The organism is Pseudomonas guariconensis, assembly GCF_040822035.1.
Lineage (GTDB): Bacteria > Pseudomonadota > Gammaproteobacteria > Pseudomonadales > Pseudomonadaceae > Aquipseudomonas > Aquipseudomonas guariconensis.
This window is the reverse complement of record NZ_CP162012.1, coordinates 936214-947867: the sequence shown is the minus strand read 5'-3', so window position 1 is coordinate 947867 and position 11654 is coordinate 936214. Positions and strand designations below refer to the sequence as shown.

Annotated in this window: 12 protein-coding genes; 3 read left to right on the top strand and 9 right to left on the bottom strand. The window is 61.4% G+C overall.

From position 1 onward, the window contains the following. The first annotated feature begins 131 nt into the window (after positions 1-131). On the top strand, positions 132-1166 hold the full coding sequence (gene selD, locus AB1N67_RS04265) for a selenide, water dikinase SelD (protein WP_043208051.1): 1035 nt from the start codon (positions 132-134) through the stop codon (positions 1164-1166). Then, positions 1166-2284: a tRNA 2-selenouridine(34) synthase MnmH gene (gene mnmH / locus AB1N67_RS04260; RefSeq protein ID WP_070577027.1), complete on the top strand. Its 1119-nt coding sequence runs from the start codon at positions 1166-1168 to the stop codon at positions 2282-2284. Before selD ends, mnmH begins: the two co-directional genes overlap by 1 nt. 74 nt (positions 2285-2358) lie before the next feature. Here mnmH and AB1N67_RS04255 read toward each other — a convergent pair whose 3' ends face one another. Beyond that, positions 2359-3285 carry a LysR family transcriptional regulator gene (locus AB1N67_RS04255; RefSeq protein WP_367863558.1) on the bottom strand — a complete coding sequence of 309 codons (927 nt, stop codon included), beginning with the start codon at positions 3283-3285 and terminating at the stop codon, positions 2359-2361. A gap of 90 nt (positions 3286-3375) precedes the next feature. On the opposite strand from AB1N67_RS04255, the gene AB1N67_RS04250 reads away from it, so the two are divergent. Beyond that, on the top strand, positions 3376-3849 hold the full coding sequence (locus AB1N67_RS04250) for a DMT family transporter (protein WP_367863557.1): 474 nt from the start codon (positions 3376-3378) through the stop codon (positions 3847-3849). Positions 3850-3892: 43 nt separating this feature from the next. Here the strand turns inward: AB1N67_RS04250 and AB1N67_RS04245 are convergent, their stop codons facing one another. The 8 genes from AB1N67_RS04245 to cyoA form a co-directional block, all read right to left on the bottom strand. Next, positions 3893-4432 carry a hypothetical protein gene (locus tag AB1N67_RS04245; RefSeq protein ID WP_148921443.1) on the bottom strand — a complete coding sequence of 180 codons (540 nt, stop codon included), beginning with the start codon at positions 4430-4432 and terminating at the stop codon, positions 3893-3895. Between the two features lie 87 nt (positions 4433-4519). After that, positions 4520-4897 (bottom strand): YkgJ family cysteine cluster protein, encoded by a 378-nt coding sequence (locus AB1N67_RS04240; protein ID WP_043208043.1) that lies wholly within the window; start codon positions 4895-4897, stop codon positions 4520-4522. Between the two features lie 204 nt (positions 4898-5101). Then, positions 5102-6310, bottom strand: a complete 1209-nt coding sequence (alaC, locus tag AB1N67_RS04235; RefSeq protein ID WP_043208041.1) for an alanine transaminase — start codon at positions 6308-6310, stop codon at positions 5102-5104. A 271-nt stretch (positions 6311-6581) separates the two neighbouring features. Continuing rightward, a complete protein-coding gene (gene cyoE / locus AB1N67_RS04230) occupies positions 6582-7469 on the bottom strand; it encodes a heme o synthase (protein ID WP_043208040.1) in 888 nt (295 codons plus the stop codon). A gap of 11 nt (positions 7470-7480) precedes the next feature. Next, the gene (cyoD, locus tag AB1N67_RS04225; RefSeq protein ID WP_043208038.1) at positions 7481-7813 is read right to left on the bottom strand and encodes a cytochrome o ubiquinol oxidase subunit IV; all 333 of its coding nucleotides are present in this window, start codon (positions 7811-7813) and stop codon (positions 7481-7483) included. Then, on the bottom strand, positions 7813-8436 hold the full coding sequence (gene cyoC, locus AB1N67_RS04220) for a cytochrome o ubiquinol oxidase subunit III (protein WP_043208035.1): 624 nt from the start codon (positions 8434-8436) through the stop codon (positions 7813-7815). Before cyoC ends, cyoD begins: the two co-directional genes overlap by 1 nt. Before the next feature lie 3 nt (positions 8437-8439). Continuing rightward, positions 8440-10458, bottom strand: a complete 2019-nt coding sequence (cyoB, locus tag AB1N67_RS04215) for a cytochrome o ubiquinol oxidase subunit I (RefSeq protein ID WP_043208033.1) — start codon at positions 10456-10458, stop codon at positions 8440-8442. 3 nt (positions 10459-10461) lie between these two features. Further along, a complete protein-coding gene (gene cyoA / locus AB1N67_RS04210) occupies positions 10462-11406 on the bottom strand; it encodes a ubiquinol oxidase subunit II (RefSeq protein WP_043208031.1) in 945 nt (314 codons plus the stop codon). Positions 11407-11654 lie beyond the last annotated feature (248 nt).

Sequence of the window (11654 nt, the reverse complement as noted above, 5' to 3'; positions counted from 1 at the left end):
CTGACTATCCCAAGTACTTGCCTCTTGGCGCTGGGAACTTGGAGCTTGCAGTCGGCCCGGGGGATTATAAGAGCCGGTGGCGCAAAGGCCAGCTTTGCTACAATCGCGCATCACGAAAATCCGAGGTGCGTATGAGCGAACCGATTCGTCTGACCCAGTACAGCCATGGCGCCGGCTGTGGTTGCAAGATCTCCCCCAAGGTGCTGGATGTGATTCTCGCCGAAAGCGGCGCCCAGGCCCTGGACCCGAAACTCTGGGTCGGTAACGCCTCGCGCGACGATGCCGCCGTGTACGCCCTGGACGATGAACGCGGCGTGGTCTCGACCACCGACTTCTTCATGCCGATCGTCGACGACCCGTACGATTTCGGCCGCATCGCTGCCACCAACGCCATCAGTGATATCTACGCCATGGGCGGCGACCCGCTGATGGCCATCGCCATCCTCGGCTGGCCGGTCAACGTCTTGCCGCCGGAAGTCGCCCGCGAAGTCATCCGCGGCGGGCGCGCCGTGTGCGCCGAAGCGGGTATCCCGCTGGCCGGTGGTCACTCCATCGATGCGCCCGAGCCGATCTTCGGCCTGGCGGTCACCGGCGTGGTCAGCAAGCGCCACCTCAAGCGCAACGACACCGCCCACGTCGGCTGCCGCCTGTACCTGACCAAGCCCCTGGGCATCGGCATCCTCACCACCGCCGAGAAGAAGGCCAAGCTGCGCACCCAGGACCAGGGCCTGGCCCGCGATTGGATGTGCACCCTTAATACCCCCGGCAGCCGCTTCGGCAAGCTCGACGGCGTCAAGGCCATGACCGACGTCACCGGATTCGGCCTGCTCGGCCACCTGGTGGAGCTGGCCGAAGGCAGCGGCCTGACGGCGCACCTGCGCTACGATGCCGTGCCACGCCTGCCCAGCGTCGATCACTACCTGGCCGAGGGCTGCATCCCTGGCGGCACCCTGCGCAACTTCGACAGCTACGGCCACAAGATCGGAGCCTTGACCGAAGACCAGAAACACCTGCTGTGCGACCCGCAGACCAGCGGTGGATTGCTGGTGGCGGTCAGCCCCGAGGGCGAGGCCGAATTCCTCGCCGTAGCCGCAGAACTGAACCTGGCCCTCTCGCCGATCGGCGAGCTGGTCGAGCGACAGACCCACGCGGTCGAGGTGCTTTGATGCGCAACGACTGCACCGACTACCGCCAACTGTTCCTCGACGACGTGCCGATGATGGACATGCGCGCGCCGATCGAATTCGCCAAGGGGGCCTTCCCCGGCGCCGTCAACCTGCCGCTGATGAACGATCAGGAGCGGCAAAAGGTCGGCACCTGCTACAAGCAGCAAGGCCAGGCCGCCGCCATCGCCTTGGGTCACCAGCTGGTCGGCGGCGCCATCAAGCAGGCACGCCTGGAAGCCTGGGCGGCGTTCGCCAAGGCCCACCCCGACGGCTATCTGTACTGCTTCCGCGGAGGCCTGCGCTCACAGATCGTCCAAGGCTGGCTGAAGGACGAAGCCGGCATCCAGTACCCGAAGGTCAAGGGTGGCTACAAGGCCATGCGGACCTTCCTGCTGGAGACCACCTTGCAAGCTGTCGAGCAGTGCGACTTCGTGCTGGTAGGCGGCCTTACCGGCACGGGCAAGACCGACGTGCTGCTTCAGTTGGACAACGTGCTCGACCTCGAAGGCCACGCCAACCACCGCGGCTCGAGCTTCGGCAAGCGGGCCACGGCGCAGCCGGCGCAGATCGATTTCGAAAACCAGCTGGCCATCGACATCTTGAAAAAGCGCGCCCGAGGAATGCAGCAGTTCGTTCTGGAGGATGAAGGGCGCATCGTCGGGAGTTGCTCGGTGCCCCTGGAGCTGTACCAGGGCATGCAGCAGTACCCGCTGGTGTGGCTGGAAGACAGCTTCGAAAACCGCGTGGAGCGCATCCTGCGGGACTACGTGATCAACCTGTGCGCCGAGTTCGTCGCCTTGCATGGCGAAGAAGACGGCCGTCGGCTGTTCGCCGAACGCATGCTGCAAAGCATGGGCAATATCCACAAGCGCTTGGGCGGTGAGCGCTTCCAGCGGTTGTCGGCGCTACTGGGCCAGGCCCTGGACGAGCAGCTGCGCAGTGGCGCGGTGGATCTGCACCGGGGCTGGATCGAAGGGTTGCTCAACGAATACTACGACCCGATGTATGCCTACCAACGCCAAGCCAAGGCAGAGCGTATCGAGTTTGCCGGCGACGGGGTCGAGGTGCGCGAATACCTCAAGGCCCGGGCCAAACGCGAGCCACGCCTCGCGCCCTGAGCCCTGCCCCGCATAAGCCAGGGGCGCCGGAGCGGCGCTCCCATGGCGACGGCGCCACCCTCAGAACCCTGCGCTCAACTGGCTAAGCTCGGCACATCGTGTTCATCGCAAAGCGTACGGATGAGTTCACGCAGCCAGCGGTGACCGGCATCGCCCTCGCGCCGGGTGTGCCAGGCCTGGGTAAAGGCAAACGGCGCGATCGGTAGTGGTGGCGCAAAGCAGCGCAACCCAGGGTCGAGCCGGGTACCCGCCAGGCTGCGGCGGGCCACGGTCAGAATGAGGTCCGTACCGCTGATAACGCCTTGGGCCACGCCCCAGTGCGGCAGGGTGAGCGCGATCCGCCGCCCCTGACCCGACGCCTGGAGCGCCAAGTCGATCTCGTTATCGATGCCCGGCCGCACGGCCACCAGCACGTGAGGTCGCGCCAGCCACTGAGCCAGCGAAAGCCCGGTGCGCGCCGGTAGACTGTGGCGGTCCGCCAGGCAAATGAACGACTCCTCGAACAACACCTGTACCTGCACCTCTGAGGGCAAATCGGGGAACACCCCGAGGGCCAAGTCCACTTCACCGTCGATCAACTGTCCGATCATCGCTTCACGGCTGCCTTGGGATACCACCAGGTCGATGCCTGGCGCCTGCTCTCTGAGCTTGCGCATCAGCCCCGGCAACACCACCCGCGCGCCATAGTCCGACATTGCCAGGCGAAAGGTGCGTCGCGCCCGGTTCGGTTCGAAACGCGGACGGCCCAAGAGGCCGTCGAGCTGTGCGAGGGCCTGCTCCAGCGGCTCACGCAGGGCCTGGGCACGGCTGCTCAAGTGCAGACGGCCGCCCCGGCGCACCAACAGTGGGTCAGCGAAGATGTCTCGCAGCTGGGCCAGCGCATGGCTCACGGCAGGCTGACTGCGGTGCAGGCGTACGGCAGCCCGTGAAACATGCTGCTCGCTGAGCAAGGCATGCAGGGTCAACAGCAGGTTGAGGTCGATACGACGCAAATCATCCATATAACGAATACAGCCTGTGTGAATTTCGAATTTCCATCATTGAAATGGATAAACAACACTGCGCCTAGTGTTTTCCACAGGAGCCATTCAATGCCGCACGCCCTCTCCTTCTCAGCCGTCCTCCCTTTGCTCGTTGCACTGCTGGCAGGCGCCGCCGTGCCTTTCCAGGCCGGCAGCAATGCCGCGCTCGGTCGCTTGCTGGGCCACCCTTTGTGGGCGGTGGGGGTATCGCTGACCGTCAGCCTGCTGATGCTGGTCCCTGCCTTGCTGCTGATGCGAGCACCTGTGCCGCAGTTGCAGAACCTGGCCCAGGCGCCTTGGTGGGCCTGGTTTGGCGGTGTGGCGGGTGTGCTCTACATCACTGCCGCACTGGTGCTGACACCCCGGCTGGGGGCTGCGGGATTCATCGTCTGCGTGATCGCCGGGCAGGTGCTGTCGTCACTGCTGATCGACCAATGGGGGCTGATGGGGTTGCCGGAACGGCCCGTCAACGCTCTGCGCCTGGCGGGCGTCGGGATGATCGTGGCGGGTATGCTGGTGGTGCAGTGGGGTACGTCTCGCTGATGTGGTGTTCGCACTGTCTTGCTCGCTGGCAACACAGCTGCAGTCACAGCGACTGTGACGACTCCGGCGGCATCAGGACCTTGTCCACATCGAAATGCAGTGCAGGCATCTGAGTGCCGGCATACATCGTGACGGCGATCGCAGCAATCAGCGCCACATCGAGCCAGTGCCAGCCGGGCATGTCGTCGGCGCGCCGTGCCTTCCAGCACCACCAGGCCTGCCCCAGGCAAAACACCAGGATCGCCAGGCTCCACAAGTAGAAGCCAACACCGAAGCCGGTGACGTCCTGGAAGGCATAGCTGTGGTTGTCCGGCAGCCGCTCGATACCCAGGCTACTGAGCGCCAGGTACAGGGCGCACACCCCCAACAGCAACGCCAACCGGCGAAAGCGCCGATGGGCCAGCACCGCTAGCACCAGCAACGGGTTGGCAAACCATTGATACAAGCCGAACGGTACGCCCCAGGGCCCGTAAAGCAGCATCTGCAAGGCAGGCATGTGCCGACCTGCTCCCATCAACGCACCGTCAAAAAACAGGCCGATCAGGTACACAAGCAGGCTCAACGGCAGGTAATAGGCAGACAACCTCAGGCTCCAGGGTATTTGGACGAACCTGGAACCATACAGCACCTGTGTTTCACGCAACAGGTGGTTTCCCGCCACAAGCCCCTGTCAGGCCACTTCGGCCCCATCATCCTCCGGCCAGTGCGGCTCGTTGGCCTCCAGCGGCGGCAGCCCATAATGCGCGCGGGCTGCGTCACAGCTGGGGTTATGCACACCGTTGACCCACGAGGCTTCGAATTCTCGGCATGGACTCGAGCGGTTTTCGTAGATGGTGCAAGCGACCTGCTTGCCGATCTCGCCACCCAACGCCGTGCAGCGGCAAGGTTTGGCATCGGTGCCGATCATCGCGACCCGGGTTGGGTTGATCTGAACCACCAAATCGTCGGGCACCACGCCCCCGGCTGATTGGCATTCGCCCCAGAAAAAAGACACACGGAAGTACCCGCAGCAGGCGCCGCAGTCAAGGCAAGGGTTGTATTCGGACATGATGGCACGGAGGGAGGGTTGTTGTTATGAGGGCTAGGCCCGCGCGCCATTCTCAGTCCAACCAGGGGTGGCTGAGAAGAGGGGGAAAGCAAAAAAAACCACCGCTTGTCAGCGGCAAGTAGCAAGCGGCAAGGCGACTTGCTGCATCAAGATTGAAAAGCCGCAAAAGGCCGCTGCTCACGCGGCCCTCTTGCGGCTTGCAGCTTATTTTCGCGTCAAGCCATCGGCCCTGAACATCTGCCGAATGCCGCGAATGGCCTGGCGAATACGGTCCTGGTTCTCGATCAGGGCGAAGCGCACATGGTCATCGCCATAGTCGCCAAAGCCGATCCCGGGCGACACACAGACCTTGGCCTCGGCGAGCAGTTTCTTGGAGAACTCCAGCGAGCCCAGGTGAGCATAGGCTTCGGGAATCTTCGCCCACACGTACATCGAGGCTTTGGGGTTTTCGACCATCCAGCCGATCTCATGCAGCCCTTTGACCAGCAGGTTGCGGCGCTGGCGGTATTGCTCGGCGATATCGCGTACACACTGCTGGTCGCCTTCGAGCGCGGCGATGGCCGCCACCTGCAACGGGGTGAAGGTGCCATAGTCGTGGTAGCTCTTGATCCGGGCCAGGGCGCTGACCAGCTCCGGGTTGCCGACCATGAAGCCGATGCGCCAGCCGGCCATGTTGTAGCTCTTGGACAGGGTGAAGAATTCCACCGCGATGTCCTTGGCGCCTGGCACCTGCATGATCGAGGGGGCTTTCCAGCCGTCATAGACGATGTCGGCGTAGGCCAGGTCGTGAACCACCAACACGTCATACTGCTTGGCCAGCGCGACCACACGCTCGAAGAAGTCCAGCTCGACGCACTGGGCGGTCGGGTTGGACGGGAAGCCCAGGATCATCATCTTGGGCTTGGGGATCGATTCGCGAATCGCCCGCTCCAGCTCGTTGAAGAAGTCCACGCCTGGCACCAGCGGCACCGAACGCACCTGGGCACCGGCGATCACCGCGCCGTAGATGTGGATCGGGTAACTGGGATTGGGCACCAGTACCGTGTCGCCATGGTCGAGGGTGCCAAGCATCAAGTGCGCCAGGCCTTCCTTGGAGCCGATGGTGACGATGGCTTCGGTTTCCGGGTCGATGTCGACCTCGTAGCGCTCCTGGTACCAGCGTGAGATGGCGCGGCGCAGACGCGGGATACCGCGGGAGGTGGAATAACCGTGAGTGTCTTCCCGTTGGGCGACTTGGACGAGCTTCTCGACAATATGCGGTGGCGTGGCACCGTCGGGGTTACCCATGCTCAGGTCAATGATGTCCTCGCCACGGCGGCGGGCGGCCATCTTGAGCTCGGCTGTGATGTTGAAGACGTAAGGGGGGAGACGATCGATGCGCGCAAAGCGGCGCGGCGAACCTGGGTTGGCCATGGCTTCCTCGAATGACGTAAGCGCCCGGAACCGTCCGAGCGACGTGGGCCGCTGCGGCGGCCGAATCAGAAGATAGTGCCGAAACATACAACCTGTAAAGGACGATTTCCTGTTTTATTAGATCTTTTTAGGCTTATTTATCGAATTCATTAGATTTACGTTGCCTGGGCTGGCCCTATCACCGGTAAACTGCGAAGAAGCCGCAACACACACCACAGGCATAAAAAAACCCCGGCACAAGGCCGGGGTTTTCGTGTAACAGGCGTCTGTATCAGCGTGCGTATGTCATCAGCACGTCCGCGGCAGTCTGGCTGTCCACCGACATCATCACGCTCAGGGCAGTGACGGTGAGGATGGAGAAACCGAAGACCTTGCGGGCCCACTTGCTATCGTCCTCAGCCTTGTAGCCGCCCCAGGCCATGTACAGCCAGTAAAGGCCCATAGCAGCCGCCACGGCGAGGTAACCCAGGCCGGCGTAACCGCCCAAGGTCAGCATCAGGGTGGCAAGCACGAAGGCCAGTACGTACAGCACGATCTGCTTCTTCGCCGCGAGAATACCGCGTGCCACCGGCAAAACCGGAATGTTGGCAGCGCTGTAATCCTTGAAGCGGAAGATGGCGATGGCAAAGCTGTGTGGCATCTGCCACAGGCTGAACATCACCAGCAGCGTCACGGCAGCCAGGTCGAAGCTGTTGCTGACGGCGCAGTAACCGATCACCGGAGGCATGGCACCGGACAGGCTGCCGACCAAGGTACCGTGTACCGACTTGCGCTTGAGCCACAGGCTGTAGAAGCCGACGTAGACGACGAAGCCCACAGCTGCGCAGAACGCCGACAGCGGATTGGCCTGGACATACAACAGGCTGAAGCCCGCCACCCCGAGCAGGGTGGCGTAGATCAGCGCGAGGGTCAGCGACATGCCGCCCTGAACCATGACGCGGTTCTTGGTGCGCTCCATCTTCTGGTCGATGTCGCGGTCGATGCAGTTGTTGAACACGCAACCGGACGCGACGACCAGAGAGGTCCCCACCACTACCGCCAGGAACAGGGCGAAGTCCACATGGCCCTTCGAGGCAAGGAAGAAACCGCCTGCCACGGAAAGCACGTTACCGAAAATGATCCCCGGTTTGGTGATTTGGATAAAGTGCTTCACGGACATGCAGTCTTACCTCACTTGGCCATCATTTCGATGTGGATGCTGAACATGATCCACAGCGACAGGCCGACCAACAGAGCGATTACGAGAGTGGTGAACAGGAACGTCGACACATTCGAACGCTGCTCTTTCGAGCGGTCCATGTGCAGGAAGTACACCAGGTGCACCACCACCTGAATGACGGCCATGGCCACCACGATCAGGACGGTCAGGTTCTTCGGCAGGCTCGGGTACATCACCAGACCGAACGGGATCGCGGTCAGGATGATCGACAGGATGAAGCCGATCGCGTACGACTTGACGCTGCCGTGGTTGCCTTCGTGATGAGTGTCGTGTGCGCTAGCCATTACAGAACTCCCAGCAGGTAGACGACGGTGAATACGCAGATCCAGACCACGTCCAGGAAGTGCCAGAACAGGCTCAGGCAGCTCATACGGGTCTTGGCGGTCGGGGTGATGCCCTTGGTGCTGATCTGATACATCAGGACAGCCATCCAGATCAGACCGGCAGTCACGTGCAGACCGTGGGTGCCGACCAGGGCGAAGAAGCCCGACAGGAAGCCGCTGCGGTTCGGGCCGAAGCCTTCGCCGATCAGGTGATGGAACTCATAGACTTCCATCGCGATGAAGCCAGCACCGAACAGGAAGGTGATGGCCAGCCAGCCCAGCACGCCACCTTTGTTGCCCTTGAACATCTGCAGCATGGCAAAGCCGAAGGTGATCGAGGACAGCAGCAGCAGTGCGGTTTCAACAGCTACGAAATCGAGCTGGAAGATGTCATGACCCGACGGGCCGCCGGCAAAACTGCCGGACAGCACCGCGTAGGTGGCGAAGAGCGACGCAAACAGGATGCAGTCGGTCATCAGGTACAGCCAGAAACCGAGTACGGTCATCTGGCCCGAGTCGTGGTGGTGATCGTCGTGCCCATGGTCGTGACCATGAGCGCCGGCGTGGATTACTTGACTGGACATTGATTACACCCGCTCAAACGATTCGACACGTGCGCCGGCAGGCAGAGCACCTGCTTTGGCCAGCGCTTTCATGCGCTCGCCTTCGATGCGCGCCACTTCTTCGGCCGGAACCATGTAGCCCTGGTCGTCACGCGCGGCGTGGCGAACGAAGACAGCGATGGTTGCAACCAGGCTCGCGCCAACCAGCCACCAGATGTGCCAGATGAATGCGAAGCCGAAGACGGTCAGGAACAGGCCCATGAACAAACCGGTGGAGGTATTGCTCGGCATGTGGATCGCTTCGTACTTGGCCGCAGGCTTGTAGGCGACACCGGCTTCCTTGGCTTCGTGCCAGGCGTCCAGGCCAACCTTCTCAGGCATGTGGGCGAAGTTGTAGAACGGAGGTGGCGACGAAGTCGACCATTCCAGGGTACGGCCACCCCATGGATCGCCAGTGACGTCCAGGTTCTGGTTGCGGTCGCGGACCGATACGTACAGCTGGATCAGCTGGCAAGCGATACCGAACAGGATCAGCACGGCGCCGACGACGGCAACGTACAGGTAGGGTTCCCAAGCCGGGTTGTCCGAGTGGTTCAGACGACGGGTCATACCCATGAAGCCCAGGGCGTACAGCGGCATGAACGCTACGTAGAAGCCGGAGATCCAGAACCAGAAGGCAGCCTTGCCCCACTTCTCGTTCAGGGTGAAACCGAAGGCTTTCGGGAACCAATAGGCGAAGCCGGCGATGTAGCCGAATACCGCACCACCGATGATCACGTTGTGGAAGTGGGCGATAACGAACAGGCTGTTGTGCAGAACGAAGTCAGCACCTGGAACAGCCAGCAGAACGCCAGTCATACCACCGATCGAGAAGGTGACCATGAAGCCCAGGGTCCACATGATCGGAGCGGTGAAACGCAGACGGCCCTGGTAGATGGTGAACAGCCAGTTGAACAGCTTCACACCGGTCGGAATGGAGATCAGCATCGTCGCCAGACCGAAGAAGGTGTTGACGCTCGCGCCTGCACCCATGGTGAAGAAGTGGTGCAGCCAGACGGCAAAGCCCAGAACAGCGATCGCGCCCGATGCGTAGATCATCGAGTGGTGGCCGAACAGACGCTTGCCAGCGAAGGTCGAGGTGACTTCCGAGAACACACCGAAGGCCGGCAGGATCAGGATGTAAACCTCAGGGTGACCCCAGGCCCAGAACAGGTTGACGTACATCATCGGGTTCCCACCAAGCTCGTTGGTGAAGATGTGGAAGTCCAGATAACGGTCAACAGTCAGCAGAGCCAGTGCAGCGGTCAGGATCGGGAAGGAAGCGACGATCAGCACGTTGGCCCAGGTGCAGGTCCAGGTGAAGATCGGCATGTCCATCAGCTTCATGCCAGGCGCGCGCATCTTCATCACGGTGACGAGGAAGTTCACACCGGTAAGCGTCGTACCCAATCCGGATAGCTGTAGCGCCCAGATGTAGTAGTCCACACCCACGCCAGGGCTGTACTGGATACCCGCGAGCGGCGGATAGGCAACCCAACCGGTCTTGGCGAATTCACCAACGCCCAGGGAGATGTTGACCAGCAGCACGCCTGCCAGCAGCAGGTAGAAGCTCAGGGAGTTCAGGAACGGGAAGGCAACGTCACGTGCACCGATCTGCAGAGGAACCGCCAGGTTCATCAGGCCGGTGAAGAACGGCATCGCCATGAAGATGATCATGATCACACCGTGGGCGGTGAAGATCTGGTCATAGTGTTCAGGCGGCAGGTAGCCTTCGGCGCCGCCGGTAGCGGCAGCCAGCTGGGTACGCATCATGATGGCGTCGGCGAAGCCGCGCAGCAGCATGACCATCGCGACGATGATGTACATCACCCCGATTTTCTTGTGGTCGACCGTGGTCAGCCACTCAGTCCACAAGTAGGTCCACTTGCGGAAATAGGTGATAGCACCGACCAAAGCGATACCACCGAGCGCAATCATGGCAAGCGTCACCATGACTATCGGCTCGTGATAGGGTATCGCCTCCAGGCTTAATTTACCGAACATCTCTTACTCCTCTGCACCGGCAGCTGGTTGCATACTCGATTCCACACCCTTGGTAGTGGCCAGATCTTTGCTGCCTGCTTCTTCGTGGCTCGGACGACCGCGGTTCATGCCTTCGTACTTGTCGACGATCAGCTGGAACTGGTCAGGCGAAGCCTCGCTATACAGCGCGACTGGGTTGTTTTCGCTTGGTTTGGCCAAGGCGTCGTATTCAGCCTTGTCCAGCTTCTTCGGCGACTGCTTGACCTCGGCGACCCACTTGTCGAAGTCTTCCTGGGAGGTGGCAGTAGCCTTGAATTTCATGCCGGTGAAGCCAGCACCGCTGTAGTTGGCGCTGATACCGTCGAATTCGCCGTTCTCGTTGGCGATCAGGTGCAGTTTGGTGGTCATGCCGGCCATGGCGTAGATCTGGCCGCCCAGGCCCGGGATGAAGAAGGAGTTCATCACGGCGTCGGAGGTCACGCGGAAGTTGACCGGGGTGTTAGCCGGGAAGACGATCTTGTTGACGGTGGCGATGCCCTGCTCCGGGTAGATGAACAGCCACTTCCAGTCCAGCGCGACCACGTCGATCTGCACCGGCTTCACTTCGGAATCCAGTGGACGGTACGGGTCCAGCTTGTGGGTGGAGTGGTAGGTGACGTAGCCCAGGGCAATGATGATCAGGATCGGGATGATCCAGACAGCCGCTTCGATCTTGGTCGAGTGCGACCAGTCGGGCGTGTAGGTGGCAGCCTTGTTGGAAGCACGGTACTTCCAGGCGAACGCGATGGTCATGATGATGACCGGTACGACGACCAGCAGCATCAGGCCAGTGGCGATCAGGATCAGGTTCTTTTGCTCAATGCCGACCTGGCCCTTCGGGTCGAGCAGGGTCCAGTTGCACCCACTGAGTAAAAGCATGCCTAAAAAGGGCAATATGCCAAACAGTCTGGGGTAACGCTTTTTACTCATCTCACGACCTCTAGATCAGCTTGCTTCAATGCAATTTGTGTTTTGGTAGCCAACACTTCGTCCTGCCAAGTGAGGCATTTCGCGCCCGTACTCGCTCCTGCCGGAGGTCCGACTGCAGGACCTTGGCGTCAAGCGGGTTAGCGGTGCTTATGGTTTCGTAGGCAACAGGCCTGTACTTCAGACCAAGTCCATTTGGTGCGGGAAAACGCGGAGGGGGGTCCGCCCGGTATCGCCGTTGGGCGAAACTT

Excerpts from the sequence above, each read along its gene's own strand:
- selD (WP_043208051.1), top strand. The coding sequence starts at position 132 with ATGAGCGAACCGATTCGTCTGACCCAGTACAGCCATGGCGCCGGCTGT.
- mnmH (WP_070577027.1), top strand. The coding sequence starts at position 1,166 with ATGCGCAACGACTGCACCGACTACCGCCAACTGTTCCTCGACGACGTG.
- AB1N67_RS04255 (WP_367863558.1), bottom strand. The coding sequence starts at position 3,285 with ATGGATGATTTGCGTCGTATCGACCTCAACCTGCTGTTGACCCTGCAT.
- AB1N67_RS04250 (WP_367863557.1), top strand. The coding sequence starts at position 3,376 with ATGCCGCACGCCCTCTCCTTCTCAGCCGTCCTCCCTTTGCTCGTTGCA.
- AB1N67_RS04240 (WP_043208043.1), bottom strand. The coding sequence starts at position 4,897 with ATGTCCGAATACAACCCTTGCCTTGACTGCGGCGCCTGCTGCGGGTAC.
- alaC (WP_043208041.1), bottom strand. The coding sequence starts at position 6,310 with ATGGCCAACCCAGGTTCGCCGCGCCGCTTTGCGCGCATCGATCGTCTC.
- cyoE (WP_043208040.1), bottom strand. The coding sequence starts at position 7,469 with ATGTCCGTGAAGCACTTTATCCAAATCACCAAACCGGGGATCATTTTC.
- cyoD (WP_043208038.1), bottom strand. The coding sequence starts at position 7,813 with ATGGCTAGCGCACACGACACTCATCACGAAGGCAACCACGGCAGCGTC.
- cyoC (WP_043208035.1), bottom strand. The coding sequence starts at position 8,436 with ATGTCCAGTCAAGTAATCCACGCCGGCGCTCATGGTCACGACCATGGG.
- cyoB (WP_043208033.1), bottom strand. The coding sequence starts at position 10,458 with ATGTTCGGTAAATTAAGCCTGGAGGCGATACCCTATCACGAGCCGATA.
- cyoA (WP_043208031.1), bottom strand. The coding sequence starts at position 11,406 with ATGAGTAAAAAGCGTTACCCCAGACTGTTTGGCATATTGCCCTTTTTA.